General features: G+C 70.1%; 16 protein-coding genes and 2 pseudogenes. 7 read left to right on the forward strand and 11 right to left on the reverse strand.

What is annotated here, in order from left to right; genetic code table 11:
• Positions 1 to 91 precede the first annotated feature (91 nt).
• Positions 92 to 712: a GntR family transcriptional regulator gene (locus GEV28_RS04850; protein ID WP_291408990.1), complete on the reverse strand. Its 621-nt coding sequence runs from the start codon at positions 710 to 712 to the stop codon at positions 92 to 94.
• A gap of 1 nt (position 713) precedes the next feature.
• Positions 714 to 899 (reverse strand): annotated as a pseudogene (locus GEV28_RS42140) (ABC transporter permease); the annotation flags it as partial.
• On the opposite strand from GEV28_RS42140, the gene GEV28_RS04855 reads away from it, so the two are divergent.
• From GEV28_RS04855 to GEV28_RS04885, 7 genes are all read left to right on the forward strand, one after another.
• Complete coding sequence (locus tag GEV28_RS04855; protein WP_291408992.1) at positions 853 to 1,245, forward strand: hypothetical protein; 393 nt, start codon at positions 853 to 855, stop codon at positions 1,243 to 1,245. The pseudogene GEV28_RS42140 and the gene GEV28_RS04855 sit on opposite strands and share 47 nt — an antisense overlap.
• Positions 1,246 to 1,482: 237 nt before the next feature.
• Positions 1,483 to 2,514, forward strand: coding sequence for a tripartite tricarboxylate transporter substrate binding protein (locus GEV28_RS04860; RefSeq protein WP_291408994.1), 1,032 nt, complete (start codon positions 1,483 to 1,485; stop codon positions 2,512 to 2,514).
• 32 nt (positions 2,515 to 2,546) lie between these two features.
• Entirely contained in the window at positions 2,547 to 3,050 is a 504-nt protein-coding gene (locus GEV28_RS04865) for a tripartite tricarboxylate transporter TctB family protein (RefSeq protein WP_291408996.1), read from the forward strand.
• Between the two features lie 145 nt (positions 3,051 to 3,195).
• A complete protein-coding gene (locus tag GEV28_RS04870; RefSeq protein WP_291408998.1) occupies positions 3,196 to 4,752 on the forward strand; it encodes a tripartite tricarboxylate transporter permease in 1,557 nt (518 codons plus the stop codon).
• A gap of 17 nt (positions 4,753 to 4,769) precedes the next feature.
• Positions 4,770 to 5,618 (forward strand): alpha/beta fold hydrolase, encoded by an 849-nt coding sequence (locus GEV28_RS04875; RefSeq protein ID WP_291409000.1) that lies wholly within the window; start codon positions 4,770 to 4,772, stop codon positions 5,616 to 5,618.
• A gap of 226 nt (positions 5,619 to 5,844) precedes the next feature.
• Entirely contained in the window at positions 5,845 to 6,849 is a 1,005-nt protein-coding gene (locus GEV28_RS04880; protein WP_291409003.1) for an LLM class flavin-dependent oxidoreductase, read from the forward strand.
• A gap of 8 nt (positions 6,850 to 6,857) precedes the next feature.
• A complete protein-coding gene (locus tag GEV28_RS04885) occupies positions 6,858 to 7,670 on the forward strand; it encodes an LLM class flavin-dependent oxidoreductase (RefSeq protein ID WP_291409005.1) in 813 nt (270 codons plus the stop codon).
• 472 nt (positions 7,671 to 8,142) lie between these two features.
• On the opposite strand, the gene GEV28_RS04890 is transcribed toward GEV28_RS04885, so the two are convergent.
• The 9 genes and pseudogenes from GEV28_RS04890 to GEV28_RS04930 all read right to left on the reverse strand — a co-directional run bounded on the left by GEV28_RS04890 (position 8,143) and on the right by GEV28_RS04930 (position 15,677).
• On the reverse strand, positions 8,143 to 8,568 hold the full coding sequence (locus GEV28_RS04890; RefSeq protein WP_291409007.1) for a carboxymuconolactone decarboxylase family protein: 426 nt from the start codon (positions 8,566 to 8,568) through the stop codon (positions 8,143 to 8,145).
• 109 nt (positions 8,569 to 8,677) lie between these two features.
• Positions 8,678 to 8,992, reverse strand: a complete 315-nt coding sequence (locus GEV28_RS04895; protein WP_291409009.1) for a hypothetical protein — start codon at positions 8,990 to 8,992, stop codon at positions 8,678 to 8,680.
• Between the two features lie 23 nt (positions 8,993 to 9,015).
• Positions 9,016 to 10,362: an acyclic terpene utilization AtuA family protein gene (locus GEV28_RS04900; protein WP_291409011.1), complete on the reverse strand. Its 1,347-nt coding sequence runs from the start codon at positions 10,360 to 10,362 to the stop codon at positions 9,016 to 9,018.
• A 253-nt stretch (positions 10,363 to 10,615) separates the two neighbouring features.
• A complete protein-coding gene (locus GEV28_RS04905) occupies positions 10,616 to 11,371 on the reverse strand; it encodes a spermidine synthase (RefSeq protein ID WP_291409013.1) in 756 nt (251 codons plus the stop codon).
• A 413-nt stretch (positions 11,372 to 11,784) separates the two neighbouring features.
• Complete coding sequence (locus tag GEV28_RS04910; protein ID WP_291409015.1) at positions 11,785 to 13,434, reverse strand: glutamate--tRNA ligase family protein; 1,650 nt, start codon at positions 13,432 to 13,434, stop codon at positions 11,785 to 11,787.
• A 365-nt stretch (positions 13,435 to 13,799) separates the two neighbouring features.
• Positions 13,800 to 13,946: a hypothetical protein gene (locus tag GEV28_RS04915; RefSeq protein WP_291409017.1), complete on the reverse strand. Its 147-nt coding sequence runs from the start codon at positions 13,944 to 13,946 to the stop codon at positions 13,800 to 13,802.
• Positions 13,947 to 14,098: 152 nt separating this feature from the next.
• Positions 14,099 to 14,329, reverse strand: coding sequence for a hypothetical protein (locus GEV28_RS04920; protein WP_291409019.1), 231 nt, complete (start codon positions 14,327 to 14,329; stop codon positions 14,099 to 14,101).
• Between the two features lie 206 nt (positions 14,330 to 14,535).
• Positions 14,536 to 14,622 (reverse strand): annotated as a pseudogene (locus tag GEV28_RS42145) (hypothetical protein); the annotation flags it as partial.
• Positions 14,623 to 14,954: 332 nt separating this feature from the next.
• Positions 14,955 to 15,677, reverse strand: a complete 723-nt coding sequence (locus tag GEV28_RS04930) for an MgtC/SapB family protein (RefSeq protein WP_291409023.1) — start codon at positions 15,675 to 15,677, stop codon at positions 14,955 to 14,957.
• Between the last annotated feature and the right edge of the window lie 20 nt (positions 15,678 to 15,697).

The following is a 15,697-nucleotide window of genomic DNA, read 5'->3' on the forward strand; positions in this document are numbered from 1 at the left end:
GTATATTATAGCGGACCCTCGGTTCAGCTGAGTATTTGCCGGGACCGCGGGGCAGCCGCGGCCAGCGGTGGTCAGCGGTGGTCAGCGGTGGTCAGCGGCCGTCGTGCGCACCATGCCGAAGCCAGCCGAGGATGGTGCCCCGGTGCCGCTCCATCAGGCTGAGCAGGGCGTCCGGGTCTCTGGCCCTGGCGGCGGCGAGGATCGGCCGGTGCGCGGCGCTGGCGCTGCGCAGGCCCGGGCGGGTGCGCAGGTACCGGGACCGGTAGAGGTCCGAGGCGTCCCACGCCTGGCCGAAAATGCGGGTCAGGCTCGGCATGCCCGCGCTCTCGTACAGCGCGAAATGGAACGTGCGGTGTGCCGCGCCCCAGGAGGCCAGGTCGCCGGCCTGCTCGTGGTGGTGCATCTCGGTTAGCGCGGCGTTCATCATGACCAGGGCCGCGGCGGTGATCTTGGGGGCGCCGACCCGCACCGCCTCGTCCTCCAGGATTTCCCGGAGCCGCTGCAGCTCCAGTAACTCCTCTTCGGTCAGCCGGGTGATCTGGTAGCCGTGGTGTGCGGTATAGCTGACCAGTCCCTCGCCCTCCAGCAGGCGCAGCGCGTCGCGCACCGGGATTCGGCTGACCCCGTACTCGGCGGCCAGCTCCTCGCCAGGTGTCGACCCGACCGGCGCCCATGACTCGCGCGATGACCACGAGATCGCGGTCGACCGCACGGGTTCCCCTGAACGTCACGAAGAAGACGATGAAGAAGACCATCAGCGCGACGAGCATGACCTTGGCCGAGATGCCGACGCTGAACACGAGCACGAACAGCGGGGCCAGCGCGACCTTCGGCAACGCATAGAACGGCAGGATGATCGGCTCGAGGATGTCGCCGAGAACCCTGGACCAGCCCAGCACGAAGCCGACCAGCGCGCCGAGCGCGAACCCGACGACCGTCTCGGTGAGCGTGACGCCGAGCGCCGTCCACAGTGCACCGTCGCGGATCCACCGGACGATCTGCTCGACGATGGCGTCCGGCGAGCTGGTCCAGAAGTCGGTGCCGAACCAGGTCGCCACCAGCTGCCAGGCCGCCAGCAACCCGACGATGACCGCGGTTTGCATGGTCAGGAGTAGTCCGGGAGGCCGCCTGGCGCTCCCGGTCGGGCCGGCCCTGTCGACTGTCGTCGTCGATGCCACGCTCACCCTGCCAACTACTCGCCGGTGCCCGCATCGTTCGATGGAGCACGGTTGCGCGAATATATGATATTGAAAACTAGGCGTCAACGGCCTAATTCTGCAAACCTGACGAGCCATCCTGGCGCCGGGCCCGCCCACTTGGCGCAGGTCATCCCGGTAGACACGCTCTTGTTTCGGCAACCTGGTCGATATATTATAGCGCCTGTACGTCAGTCCTGCCCGTCGCTGCCTATCCCGAGAGCACTCATCGACGAGCACGGACCGCACCAGTACTACCCAGGGGCGAGTGTTGGGAGTTCGGTCGATGGGCGTTCGCAGCACGACGAGGTGTTTGCTGGCCGCGACGGCCTTGGTCGCACTGACCGCCGGGTGCGCGAACGGCGGCGGTGGGGGTGGCGCGCCGAAGGCCGGGGCACTGCCCGCCAATCCGGACGGCTACCCCGACAGCGAGATCACGCTCCGGCTGCCCGCGCCCGGTAGCCAGACCGAGGCCCTCGGCCGAAGCCTCGTCGAGAACGGCATGTCCGAGCTGTCGCCTGTGCAGGTCCGGGTCGATCCGCTGCCCAACGGCGGCACCGACGACTCCGCGTCCTCGGTGGTGCACGACCCCCGGGTGCGCGACGGGCACCTGGTCACCATGATCACGAACTCGACCGTGGCGAGCACGGCGATCGGCGCCGCCCCGTTCGCCTTCGATGACATGCAGGGCGTGGCCAGGCTCGCCTCGCAGCCGCTGGGCTTCGCGGTCCGGGCCGACTCGCCGTGGCAGACTCTCGACGACCTGGTGCAGGCGGCGCGGCAGGACGCCACCAAGATCAGGGTCGGCCTGTCCGGCACGGCCGGCGGCTTCATCCACATCGCGGCGATCCAGCTGAACAAGGCGATCGGCGCCGACGGCGACTTCGCCATCGTGCCGCACAAGACCTCCGGCGAGTCCACGCTGACGCTGCTCGGCGGCGGCGTCGAGATCGCCATCGGCATCGCGTCCGGGCTCACCCAGCAGGCCGAGGCCGGCAAGATCCGCATCCTGGCCACGATGGGCGCCGAGCGCACCGCGGACGCGCCGGACGTGCCCACCCTGAAGGAGTCCGGCTACGACCTCGTGGTCGAGAACCAGATGCAGGTGGTCACCGGACGCGACGTACCGGCGGACAAGGTGGCGTGGCTGAGCAAGCTCGTCACCGAGTCGGTGGGGGTCAAGGCCGCCCAGGACGCCATGGTGAAGCTCGGCTGGACCCCCGCGCCGCTCGACGCCGCCGCGACCCAGGAAGCAATGCGGACCGCGTTCGACGACGCTCGCGACCTCGGCGAGCAGCTCGGCCTCATCTCCAAGTAGGGCACCGGTCCTTCGGTCAGGGAGGAGTGTGGATGCGCAGCCGCGCCGACCTCGCGCCGGGCATCGTCCTGCTCGCGTTCGGCATCTGGGTGATCGTCGAGAGCCGGAACATCAGCTACACCAACCTGATCGGCAACGACCCGCTCACCCCGGCCACGGTGCCGACCGCGCTCGGCGTGTTGCTGTCCGTGCTGAGCATCGGGCTGATAGTGCGGTCGCTGGTCTGGCGGCCGACGACGGTGTCCACTGAGGACAGCTCGGACCCGGTGGCCGAGGCCGTGCCGCGTGGGCGCGCGGCACAGGTCGTCCTCGCGATCGTCGTGTGTGTCGGCTACGCGGTGCTGCTCCCCCGCCTCGGCTTCGTCATCACCACCCCGCTGCTGGTCGCCGCGCTGATCGCGGTGGCGGTGGGCCGCGAGCGCCCGGTCGTCACCGCGCTCATCGCGATCATGCTGCCGGCCGCCTGCTACCTGCTGTTCATCGAGGCGCTCGGCCTGGACCTGCCCGTGTGGCCGGGCGCCGGGCCGATGCCATGAGACAGCGTGCGAGCGAACCAATGTCACAGGGCAACCGCGAGCGACGCGACCGAGCCCGCGAGGGGGAGTTCGTGAGCGAGCGTGCGAGCGAACCATCAACACAGGGCGACCGCGAGCGGCTCGACCGAGCCCGCGAGGGGGGGTCATGAGCTACTTCCTCGACGGGCTGGCGGCCTCGGTCACCCCGTTCTCCTTGCTGGTCATCATCATCGGCGTGCTGTGGGGCATGGTCGTCGGCGCGCTGCCCGGGCTCGGGCTGGTCATCGCGGTCACGCTGGCGCTGCCGTTCACCTACTCGATGAGCGTCTCGGACGCGTTGCTCCTGCTGGTGGCGACGGCGGCCGGCGCCCAGTTCGGCAACGGGGTCACGGCCATCACCGTGGGCATTCCCGGGTCCCCGTCCGCCGTGCTGACCGTGGTCGAGGGCTACGCGATGTTCAAACGCGGTGAGGGTGGCGAGGCGCTGTTCCTCAACCTGGTCGCCGCGTTCATCGGGCAGGTGCTCGGCGCCGTCGGCTTCGTGCTGCTGATCGTCCCGCTCGCCGCCGTCGCGCCGAACTTCCTGGCCCCGGAGATGTTCGCGCTGACCGTGATCGGGCTCCTCGCGGTCGCGACGCTCACCGCGGGCGACACGCTGAAGGGCATCTCGGCACTGGTGGTCGGGCTGATCTTCGGCACCGTGGGGGCCGACCCGGTGGCCAGTGTCCCCCGGTTCGTCCTCGGCATCCAGGAAAACTACCGCGGCCTGGACATCGTCGCGGTCACCGTCGGGCTGCTGGGTCTCGGCGAGCTGCTGCACCAGCTGTACACCGGCACCTTCGCGAGGTCCGGGGCCACGTCGGCCGCCGCCGCCAAGGCGCACGCGAAGCAGGCGCCACAACGGCTGCGGGTGTGGGCGCCGCTGAGCAGCCTGCCGCCGGTACTCGTGGCCGCGGCGTTCGGCTGCGTGGTCGCCTTCTTCATCGGCGTGATCCCCGGCCTCGGCGCCACCGCCGCGACGTTCATCGTGTACCAGCAGCTCCGGCTGGTCGCCCGCAGACCGGATGAGCTCGGCAAGGGGTCGCGGGAGGGTCTGGTCGCGCAGAACACCGCGGACAACGCCGTGGTCGGCGGGGAGCTCGTGCCGACGCTCGGGCTCGGCATCCCCGGATCCGGCAGCATGGCCGTGCTGATGGGAGCGCTGGTACTGCAAGGGATCGAGCCGGGGCCCAACGTCCTGCAGACCAGGCCCGAGCTCACCGGAACGGTGGCCGCGGGCCTGGTCATCGCCGGCCTGTTCCTGCTCCCGCTCGGCTGGGCGTTCTCCTACTACGCGTTCCAGCTGACCCGGGTGTGGCCGGCGGCCATCTTCAGCGGCGGCATCAGCCTGATCCTGCTCGGCGCGTTCGCCGCCGAGGGCCGCATCTTCGACATCTACATGATCATCCTGTTCGGCGTGGTCGGGTTCCTCCTGCGCAGGTTCGACTTCCCCGTCGCCGCGACCGCGATCGGGTTCGTCCTCAGTGGACTTCTGGAGACCAACTTCCGGCACGGCGTGCTGATCACCGAGGGCAGCATCGGTGCCTTCTTCTCCCGGCCCATCACGCTGATCCTGCTGCTGTTCGCCGCCGGGATGCTCGTGCAGCAGTGGTTCTGGAACCGGCGACGGACCCGGCGGCGGAAGGACGCCCCGGAGACCACCGAATCCCCTGTGACCAAGTGACCGGAAGGCTGGTATCAATGCCCGTCATCGAGACAAGCGACGCGTGCACGATGTACTACTCCGAGGAGTGTCATGCCGACCCCTGGGGCCCGGAGCCGGAGACCGTGCTGCTGGTACACGGCATGGCCGAGTCGTCCCGCTCATGGACGGCGTGGGTGCCGCACCTGTCCAGGCGGTACCGGGTGGTCCGGGTCGACCTGCCAGGCTTCGACCGGTCCACAGTGGACATCGAGACCTACGACTTCTCGATCGCGTCGCTGGCCACGGAGCTCGCCAACTTCCTCGCCGTGACCGGGTGGGAGTCCGCGCACATCGTCGGCGCCAAGCTCGGCGGCAGCATCTCCCTCGACTTCGCCTCCCGGTTCCCGGAGCGCACCCGCAGCGTCACCGCACTGACCGGTCCACTGTGGGCGGAGGGCAACGGGCGCATCTCGCACCAGCCGGACATCCCCGGCAAGGTGACCGCCGCCGGCACCGAGCAGTGGGCCGGCGAGACCATGGGCTACCGGCTCGGCTCGGGTGTCTCGGACGCGCAGCGGGAGTGGTGGGCCAAGCTGATGGGCGCCACGAACAAGGACCTCGTCGCCAGGGCGGCCAGCCGCAACGCCGGCCTCGACCTACGACCGCGGCTGGCGCTGATCCGGGCCAAGGCGCTGATGATCACCAGCCAGGCCAGCAGGCTCGCCAACGGCCCCTCCCGAGACCTGTGGAACGCAGAGATCCACGACAACTACGGCTTCCTGGTCCTCCCGGTCGACGGCTACCACATCGCGGCGGCGATCCCCGACCTGTGCGCCGACATCGTGGCCGCCTTCATCGGCGGCGCCTCCCCCACCGAACTGGCTCAGATGGACGTCCGGGTCTGACGCCACCCCGCGGGGCTGAACTCGTGCCGTAGCTCACGCCGGCCACCTACTGGCAACCGGCAGTTGCCACGCTCCGGCGCCCAACCGGCCGGACCGCGAGTCCCCGCAGCAGCCGAGAGCGCCCGGCGAAGCCGGCCTTGACCAGGCAGGGAGTCATCGATACTCGCAATGCATGACGAGTGATGCTATATCATAGACTCAACGCTTCGTCGGCTCTGGAGGTCACGTGGAAGTCGGCTTTCACCTGGGCCCGGTGGTACTCACCGGAACGGACCTCGGTACCCAGTGGCGCGAGCACATCGATCAGGTCGCCGCCGCGGCCGACCACGGCTTCGGCTTCTTCTCGGTCGGCACGCATTTCGCCGTGCATCCGTTCCAATACTTCAACATCTACCCGTGGCTGGCCCGGCTGACCGCGGCCGCGCCCGAGCTGACCGTGGTGTCCTCGGTGGTGCTGGTGCCGCTGGCCAACCCGCTGGAGGTGGCCGAGCAGGTGGCCACGCTCGACGTGCTCAGCGGGGGCCGGTTCCGGTTCGGCTGCGGGCTGGGCTACCGACCGGTCGAGTTCGACATGTTCGAGACCAGCCTGCGCCACCGCGCGGCCAGGTTCACCGAGGCGCTCGAGGTGATGCGCCGGCTGTGGGCCGAGGACACGGTCACTCACCACGGCCGGTTCTTCCACTTCGACGAGGTGCGCCCCGGAGTCCGGCCGGTGCAGGACCCGCACCCGCCGGTCTGGATCGCCACCAACTCCGAGCCGGCCACCCGGCGCGCGGCCACGGTTGGCGACGCCCCGTTCTGGAGCCCGTTCCTTGGCGGCGAGGCGCTGCGCCGGCACCACGAGCTGCACGAGCGGACCCGGCGCGAGCACGGCCGACCGGCACCGGCCGAGGTGCCGATCGCCAGGGAGTTCTCCATCGGGCGGACCAGAGCCCAGGCGATCGAGGACGGCCGGGCCGGCATGATCCGCAAGTGGGAGGTCTACGCCGAGCACGGCCTGCAGGACTCGCTGTCCGAGAAGGACAAGGAGCTGACCGGCGACTTCGAGGAGATGGCCAGGGAGACGTTCATCCTCGGCGATCCCGGTGAGTGCGCCGAGGAGATCGCCAGGTACGGCGAGGAGTTCGGGATCACCCACATGAAGCTGCGGGTGCAGTACCCGGGCATGCCGCACGACAAGGTGATGGAACGCATCGCGCTGACCGGCGCGGTCATCGAGCGGCTGCGCTGAGGAGTCGTATGCGGATCGCGGTGGTGCTCTCCGACGGCCATCCCACCGGGGTCGACCCCAAGGCCGCGCTGGCCGCCGACCTGGCGCTGCTGGCCGCGGCGCGGGACCGGCTGGACGGGGTCACCCTGCGGCACGGCTGGGGCACCGCGCCGCGGTGGAATCCGCAGGTGCTGACCACTGCCGCGTACCTGTCCGGGGCTGCCGGACAGCTCGCGGTCACCGTGCACGGGCTGCCGTTGGGCGTGCGCAACCCGATCGAGCTGGCCGAGCAACTGGCCACGGTGGACCATGCCTGGAGCGGTCGGACCCGGGCCGGCCTGGCGGTCGGCACGCCGGCCGAGTGCGCCAGCCACGGCATCGACCCGGCGCACGCGGCCGACCGGTTCGCCGAAGGCCTGCGGCTTCTCCGGTCCATGTGGACGGACGAGACGGTGCGCGGGACCGGGCCCGGCTACGTGTTCGACGAGGTGCGCCCGACGCTGCGTCCGGTCCAGCCGAGCGGGCCGCCGCTGTCGCTGGCCGCTAAGGACGGCGCCGACGCGGAGACCGCTGCCCGGCTCGGGCTCGGCCTGCATGCCGAGCTCGGCCCGAACGGCGAGTGGGAAGGGCTGGTCGGCAGGTACCGGTCCGCCGGCGGATCCGGCGAGCTGAGCCTGACCATCGGCTTCGGTGCGACCGGCGCGGGCGAGCTGGCCCGGCTGGCGGCGGCCGGGGTGGATCAGGTGGACGTCCGGGTGCGGGCGCCCGGTGCCGACCCGGCCCACGTAATGTCCACTGTGGACGAACTGGCCGCGCGCGGCCAGTCGGTCCGGAAGGGCTGAGGGTCGTGGACCCGCCGCCGCTGCCAAGGACGGTGCGGGTCGATCCTGACGACCTCCGCGTCGGCGACGGGCACCGATGATCCCCCGGTCACGGTGCGGCTCGAGTCGGTGCCCGGCGCCTGGGATGCCACCTGTCGCTTGGCAAGGCTCCCAACGCGTCCACCGGTCGGGCCGTGGCCACGTTGATCCGGGTGGTCGGCGAGGCAGTGCCCGGGACCATCGACGTGGCGGTCACCGGCCACGTACGGCCTGTGCTTCGCCGGAGCTGCCGGGAAAACAGGGCGGGCCGGCACCGCATACCGAGCGCGGCCTGCCGGACTCCCCCAGGTGCGGCACGCTCGATCGGTGGCCACCATGACCGGCGCGGCCAGGCTCGCAGCCGAGCACGGACACCGAAGGGCGCCGAAGCCGAACACTGGGGCCGGCAGGTCCGCTCGGCGGTCCGCTCGAGGTCCTGCGGACCATCCGCAGCTCAGCCATCCGTCTCCACGTCTACCGCCATTGCGGCAAGGAACCGCGACACCGCGAGATAGTAGGCGACCAGGCCGGTCAGCTCGACCAGCTCGGCATCCGCCAGCCAGCGCAGCACCGCCTTGGTGTGCCGGTCGGTCACCGCGGCGGCGAGCACCGCGTCGGCGTAGTGGATCAGGTCCCGCTCCCGGTCGGTGAACAGACCACCCGGCGGATCGGTGTGGTCCAGCGCGTCCAGCTGGGCTCGGCTGACTCCGGCGGCCAGCGCGAGCGGGGTGTGGTGGTGCAGCTCGTATGCCGACCGGGTGCGCGCACCGACCCGGCAGATGATCAGCTCGCGGGTGCGGTCGTCCAGCCGTCCCCGGTAGCGCAGCCGGCTGCCCAGCTCCAGCCAGGTGCTGGCCAGGGACGGCTCGTGCAGCAACATTCGGTACAGGTTCGGTAACTCACCGTTCCTGGCCTGACCGACAGCGTCGGCGGCGGCCCGAATCTCCGAGTCGCCGCCAAGGTCTGGGTACTGAATGCGAGCCACTCGTTCAGCCTTTCTGCTGGTCGAGGTCGATCAACAGCAGACCGTAGGACAGGCTCTTGCCATGCGCGTCCAGCTCCAGAGCCGCGGACACCCCGCCGGGCCTCGTTCCGTGCAGGACGAAGTTCAGCCCGCACACGGTCGGCACCTGGTAGCGGTGCACCTCGCCGGTCACGATGCCGGCGAAATGCGCCGCCACCCGCTCCACGGTCAGCAGCTCGACCAGCAGCGGGTAGTCCTCGTCCCGGTACGGGAACACGCAGATGTTGGTGATCTCGCCCTTGTCGCCGGCTCGGGCGTGGGCGATCTCGTGCAACAGCATGGCCGATCTCCTCAGCAGCGGAATCAGGTGGTCGCCGTGTGCAGGGTGGTGTGCACGAGCGAGCGCGGGATCGAGGTGGAACGCACCGAGACCACGGCCCGGGCCGAGGACCGCTTGCCGGCCCCGCCGGCCGGGCCGGTGATGGTCAGCGCCTCCACCTCGGCCCCGACGATCGCCGCCGCGCGCTCGGTCGCCGTCCGCGCGGCGATGCGCAGCCGGACTTCGAACGGCTCGGGCGGCTCGGCCCGGCGGGCGATCGGGCCGAGCACAGAGTCGTACCCGATGAACTCGGTGCGCAGACCCGTGTAGTGCACGCCCTGGCGGTCCAGCCGGTCCCGGACGATCTCGGCGCTCAGCCTGGCTCGGCTCAGCGCGCCCGGCCCGGCGTAGGACATCTCGCCCTCGCCGATGAATCCGTCCCGGACGCCCATCACCACCTTGAGCTCGTCCGGCCGGACCCGGCCGGATCCGCCGGAGACGGCCACCCGGTCCTGGCCGGCCGGCGCCAGCGCCGCCCTGGAGAAGTCGGCGGTGACGTCCGGGGTCAGGTACGCCGCCGGATCGTGGATCTCATAGAGCAACTGTTCCTTGCAGGTGCGCTCCGACACCTGCCCACCGGTCCCGGGTGTCTTGCAGACCACCGCGGTGCCGTCCGGGTCCACCTCGGCGATCGGCATGCCGATGCCGGTCAGGTCGGGCACGTCCTTGCGGCCGGGTTCGGCGAAGTAGCCACCGGTCACGCTGGAGCCGCACTCCAGCAGGTGGCCGACCATGGTGCCGCGGCCGAGGCGGTGCCAGTCGTCCGCGGCCCAACCGAACTCGTGCATGAGCGGGGCGACGAACAGCGACGGATCGGCGATCCGGCCGGCCAGCACCACCCGGCAGCCGGCCCGCAGCGCGGGCAGCAACGCGTCCGCGCCGAGGTAGGCGTGCGCCCAGTCCACCTCGCCGAGTGCTTCGCCGATCGGCTGGCCGGTCTCCCACACGGTGCGGTCCAGGCCGTCGAGCTGCTCGAGTACGTTGTCGCCGTCGACCGCGCCGATCAGCATCCCGGTCAGACCGAGCCGGCCGGCGATCTCCACGGTCGCGTCCAGCGCGCCACGCGGGTTGGCCGCGCCGAGGTTGGAGACCAGCGTGGTTCCCCTGGCACAGGTGGGCAGCAGGGTCTCCATCCTGGTCCGCAGCCCGGCGTCGTAACCGAGCGACGGATCCCGCCGCTTCCTCGCATAGGCCAGCGCCAGGGTTCGCTCCGCCAGGCACTCCAGCACCAGGTAGTCCAGGTCGCCGCGCTCGGCCAGTTCGGCCGCGGCCTCCAGTCGATCCCCCGCGTATCCGGCGCCGCATCCGATCCGCACCACGCCGGCCGTCACTGCTCTTCGCCCTTCATGAGATTTAATCTATCGTATATCTTTGGAGTTCAGGAGGGTCATGTCGCGCTCGATCCGGACTCCGAGATCATCACCGCCGCCGAGGCCCTGCTCGCCGACGTCCTGCCCTCCGAAGCCGGACGACGATGGATGACCGCCGACGACAAGCCTCCAGATCGGCGTCGTCTACCTCCATCCGCATCCCCACCATGGCCTGCGGTTGTGCTCGAGCCGGATCTGCTGTGCTCCCGCCCTGCTACTGGGCAGGCGCCGTCTTCGCGAGATAGACGGTGGCAGTCGCCTCGCGCTGCTGCAGCGGGTTGTCGAAGCGGACGATCTCCGCCCGCGCCTCCTCGAAGGTCTGCGCGAGCGCCGAGGTGAACTCCGCGTCCGGCGGGTCATTCGACCACAGCGCGAACACCCCACCCGGGTGCAGTCGTGCACCGAGACGCCGCAGGCCAGCAGGCAGGTACAGATCGGCGTGGCCGGGATGAAGGAGATGGCGCGGCGAATGGTCGATATCGACGACAATGGCGTGCCAGAGCCGTTCGGGCACCATCGGCTCCACCGCGGGGTCGAACCCGGCACCAGAACGCAGCATCGCGAAGAAATCGCCATGAACCAGGCGGCACCGTGGATCGGCCGTCAATTCCGCGCCAGCAGGAATCAACCCGCGCTCGTGCCACTCGATCACCTCGCCCAGCGCGTCGACGACGACCACGCGGCGCACGGCCGGGTTCTCCAGCACCGCCTGCGCCGTGTAGCCAAGACCGAGCCCGCCGACGACCACATCCAGCGGCGTGGGCGCCAGCTCCGCAAGCGCGAAACGCGCCAACTCCACCTCGGCGACCGTGAACAGGCTCGACATCAGAAAGTCGTCATTCAGCTTGATCTCATGCACGTCTCTACCGACAACGGGATCCCACCGCCGCCGCAGAACGAGCTCCCCCAACGGCGTCACCCGCCAATCAAGCTCCTCGAACCGCGCACTCACCCGATGCCCGTCACGCATGAACTCACCCCCGCACGATAGCCACCCGTCATCGCCGGAGTGACGGTGGCACGCACACCCACGCCTCGCCGGCCGGGCAGCCTCCCGGGCAGCAGCCGCCGGGTGGCCACCAGCCGGTGGACGGGACCGGGAGCCCCGCTCCTCAGGGATCGGCCAGCGTTCCTGGGCCTCGGCACGTTCGCGCTCGCCGCCGTCATGGCTTTCACCAAACCCGGACGCCGGTGAGACGTTGCACCCCATCAGCGTCCCGTTGACCGGTATCGGCATGCTGCTCATCGGAGTCGCCACCACTTCACACCGGACATTGGCGCGGCTTTCGGCGCTTCACCCCGCTGGATCACACGTGGCTCATCCGCAACACTGCACTGTGGACCAACCCGGGGTGAGGTCGGGGCCGACCAGCGAGGAGCCGGTCAGTTCGCGAGTGCGCGGAGGCGGCGTTGGACTTCGTCGGGGCCGAGTGTGGCGGCGACGGCGTGGAGGTCGGGGCTGCGGGTGGAACCGGTGAGTGCGACCCGGATGAGTTGTGAGGCTTCGCGGATGGACCCGGGGTAGGCGGCCGGGTTCTTCTTGTATTCCTTGGCGTTGGGGGCGAAGCCGTGTTTCGCAGCGAGCCGGCGGATCTGGTCGAACCATTCCTTGGGGTCCTCGAGCGGCTGGTGGCCGCCGGCGAAGTCGCCGAGGAACGCCTGGACCAGTTGCGGATCAAGGCCGCCGAGCCGGCGGTCGGCCGGATCCGTGACCGGCGCGAACAGCGCGGAGAAGAAGAACCCGTAGGCGGGCCGGAAGTCCGACCATTTCCGCAGGTCTTTGCGGGGGTTCTCCACACCCTCGCCTCGTTCCACGGCCAACGCGCGCAGGGCGAGGCCGAGGTTGGCGTCGAGGACTGTGACGATCTCGGAATCGTGGGTGACCGCCCAGGGTCGGAGGGCGTCGAGGATCTGCTCACCGGAGAGGGTCGCAATGTGATCGGCGGAGATGTCCTCCAGCTTGGCCAAGTCGACCAGAGGCCCGGCGACGCCGCATTCCTGGAGGCGGATCGGCTCGGCGAGAGCCTCGGACAACGGCAGCTCGGCGAGCCGGCCATTGGCCAGCCCGCGCAGGTAGTACAACACCGCGTCGGCCGGGTAGCCGGCACCGATGTAGAAGTCGACGCCGGCCTCGGGGTCCTTGCGCTTGGACAGCTTGCGCTTGCCGCCGGAGATCTGCTTCATCAGCGGCGCGATGTGCGCGTACTTCGGTATGTCGAAGCCGAGGGCATCGAACAGCTGCAGGTGCAGCGGGACCGAGGAGATCCACTCTTCGCCGCGGATGACCAGCGTGGTCCGCATCAAGTGGTCGTCGATGGCGTGCGCGAAGTGGTAGGTCGGAAGCCGCAGCGGCTGGTCAGAGGACTTGAGGATGACGACATCGTTGCGGTTGGCCTCGTGTTCGAGCTCGCCGCGGATCTCGTCGACGAACCGCGCGCGCTGCCCGGCCGCGGCGTCGGGGGCGCGGAAGCGCACGACGTAGGGAGTCCCCTTCTCCAGCTCAGCGAGTACGGCGGCCTGGTTGGCGTCGTGCCAGATCGCCCAGGTGCCGTAGTAGCCGGGTGGGACCTTGGCGGCCTGCTGGCGCTTCGTGATGTCAGCCAGCTCGTCCCGGGTGGCGAAGCACAGATAGGCCTTGTTCTGGCGCAACAGGTGCCGCACGTAGGTGAGGTAGATCTGCTCGCGGGCGGACTGGTGATACGGCCCGTAGTCGCCGGAGCCCTCGCCCTCGGTGGGCTCAAGATGGAAGTAGTCGAACGCCCGGTCGAACTGGGCCAACGCGCCTTCGACCTCGCGGGACTGGTCGGTGTCCTCGACCCGCACCACGTACCGGCCGCCGGAGCGAGCGGAGATGTCCCGGTCGATCATCGCGACGTACACGCCGCCGATGTGCACGAACCCGGTGGGTGACGGCCCGAACCGGGTCACTTCGGCACCGGCCGGCAGGTCGCGTGCCGGGTACCACTGTTCCCAATGCTCGGGCTCGGGCAGGTCAGCAGGGAACAACGAGTCGATGACCGCGTGGTCGAGCAACGCTTCTCCTCCGCAGGGCGTGCGGGTCGCACGCCACAGTGTTGACAACCCAACAGGTGCCGCGTCGATTCTGCCTGGTTGGCTACGTTGCCAGGTGCCGGGGCCGTGAGCGGACAGGACCCGCTCAGCGGGAGTCAGCCCAGGTCGTCCACGGCGACGGTAGCCTCGTCCGGGGCCCGTCGAGCGCCCGGACACCACCGAATGACCGCCACCAGCACAACGACTGCTCTTCGCGCACCGGCTTGTACAACCACGTCCACGAGCAACTGCGACGAACGGGTGGACAACAAGGGCCGACCAGCAAAGATCGAACACGTGTTCGATGGTGGCTCGTCGGCGGGACCGAGATCGCGCCAGGCCGTCCATTACCTGGTGGTCGTGTGGCGCATGGCTTGTTCGGTGATGGCCTGGGCGCGGGCTGCGCCGATGCGGTCGCCGGTGTCGCGGTGGATGGTCAGGGCCTGCTCGGCGAGTTCGAGGGCCCGCCCGGCGTCGCGGTCCAGGTGGATCACGGCGAGGGCGGTGAGGGCGTCGCCCTCGAGGACCCGAAAGTGTGCCCGCCGGGCGATCGCCAGCCAGCGTCCTGTTCCTGATCACCATCGTCGCCCTCATCGGCTACCTGTCCATGGGCTCGCGGCCCAGCGCCGCCGCCGTCCCGATGCGGCTACGGGGTGACCACCGCGCGCAGGAGCTCCTGCGGGTCGTCGATGCATTCGCCGGTCCACACGATCGAGCTCACCGCGAGCACCGCCGGGACGACGACCAGGATGCGTGCATGCACGCGGGTGTCGAGCAACGCGGCCACCCGCGGAGGCACCTCACCCGAGCGCGAGCCGACGTGCAGTGCGCCCGCCGACGCCGAGGCGCCTGCCTGCGCGCAGCGCGACGGTGCCAATCGCGCTGGGCCACCTGCCGCCTGTCGCTCAGCGCGTCAGCCGCCGCCTCGTCGGCCGCGCGCTCGACCAGAGATTCGACGTGCCGGACCATCGGCGCGAGCAGCGGGTGGATCGCCGACGCGCGCCGGGCCAGCCCCACCAGATCATGGTGGCGACCCTCGAGATGGCACCGCTCGTGGGCGATCGTCGCGGCGTACCGGCCGGCGTCGAGCGCGACGCGCATCCCGGTGGTGACCACGATCCGCGCAGGCCCGGCGGCGAACGCGTCGACGCCCTCAGTCGGCACCAGCACGACCTGTGGGTGGATACGGTCTCGTGGCCCGCATTAGGCGCTTGCTGGAAGGCCGACTGATTCCGATCGTCGACGTGGTGTCGGAGGAACTGGACGGGGTGGCGGTTGAGGAGAGAGGCCGGTGGCCACACGTCGGCACCGGCGACCTCGGGCGCGCTCATCTCGGGCAGCGACGGCGCTTGCCGGCGGTCGTGGTGTTGGGAGGAACTGCGGCCGGTCGCGCGCGGCGGCACCTGCAGCCCACCGGGTCCTGACGGTGGTCCGGCGCCGAAGTCGGCGAACGCGCCGCTGGTGACGAGCGGCGTGCCAGGAGCACGTCGCCTGCGCCGGACCTACAGCGCCATGTCGTTGGCGTCGTCACCGAACACCGTGAGCACGCCGTCGACGTCGACCAGCGCAGCGATGAGGTCGTTGACGGACCCGCTGCCCTGCACGCTGAACCACACCGTCACCGTGCGCGCGCCGCGTTTCTCACCGTGCTGGTCCACGGACACCTCGCCGACGGAGACGTTGCCCCCCGTGCATTCAGCAAGTACCAGCCGCAACACTCCCCGACCATCCACATAGGTCAGCCGGATCCGGGACGACGCGTACTCGGAACGCGGCAGCCGAGCGGCGAGCGGCGCAAAACCGAACACGACCACGAAATGCCCCGCGGTCACCGCAATCGCGAGCAGCCACAGCCCGGCACCGGCGGCCATCCCGACCGCCGAGGTCAACCAGACCACCGCGGCCGTGGTCAAGCCGCGCACAGCGTCGCGCCGGACGAAGATCAGCCCACCGCCGATGAACCCGATCCCGGAGACGATCTGCGCGGCGACCCGCGACGGGTCGAGCGTGACGTGCTCACCGAGCACGTCGAAGAACCCGTACTTGGACACCAACATGATCAGCGCCGAGGCGAACCCGACCAGAGTGTGCGTGCGCAGCCCGGCGCTCTTCTGCCGGACCTCACGCTCCAACCCGATCGCCGCCGACAACACCAACGCCAGGCCCAACTCCGCTATCTGCGACCAGCCCTGACCGGCGGCCTCACCCGACGACGGCAGTGCCATCGCCCCAGGCTAGCCGCTCG

Source organism: Actinophytocola sp. (genome assembly GCF_009379765.1).
Classification (GTDB): domain Bacteria; phylum Actinomycetota; class Actinomycetes; order Mycobacteriales; family Pseudonocardiaceae; genus Actinophytocola.

Excerpts from the sequence above, each read along its gene's own strand:
- GEV28_RS04885 (WP_291409005.1), top strand. The coding sequence starts at position 6,858 with ATGCGGATCGCGGTGGTGCTCTCCGACGGCCATCCCACCGGGGTCGAC.
- GEV28_RS04905 (WP_291409013.1), bottom strand. The coding sequence starts at position 11,371 with ATGCGTGACGGGCATCGGGTGAGTGCGCGGTTCGAGGAGCTTGATTGG.
- GEV28_RS04860 (WP_291408994.1), top strand. The coding sequence starts at position 1,483 with ATGGGCGTTCGCAGCACGACGAGGTGTTTGCTGGCCGCGACGGCCTTG.
- GEV28_RS04865 (WP_291408996.1), top strand. The coding sequence starts at position 2,547 with ATGCGCAGCCGCGCCGACCTCGCGCCGGGCATCGTCCTGCTCGCGTTC.
- GEV28_RS04855 (WP_291408992.1), top strand. The coding sequence starts at position 853 with ATGATCGGCTCGAGGATGTCGCCGAGAACCCTGGACCAGCCCAGCACG.
- GEV28_RS04930 (WP_291409023.1), bottom strand. The coding sequence starts at position 15,677 with ATGGCACTGCCGTCGTCGGGTGAGGCCGCCGGTCAGGGCTGGTCGCAG.
- GEV28_RS04895 (WP_291409009.1), bottom strand. The coding sequence starts at position 8,992 with ATGCTGTTGCACGAGATCGCCCACGCCCGAGCCGGCGACAAGGGCGAG.
- GEV28_RS04875 (WP_291409000.1), top strand. The coding sequence starts at position 4,770 with ATGCCCGTCATCGAGACAAGCGACGCGTGCACGATGTACTACTCCGAG.
- GEV28_RS04870 (WP_291408998.1), top strand. The coding sequence starts at position 3,196 with ATGAGCTACTTCCTCGACGGGCTGGCGGCCTCGGTCACCCCGTTCTCC.
- GEV28_RS04890 (WP_291409007.1), bottom strand. The coding sequence starts at position 8,568 with ATGTTGCTGCACGAGCCGTCCCTGGCCAGCACCTGGCTGGAGCTGGGC.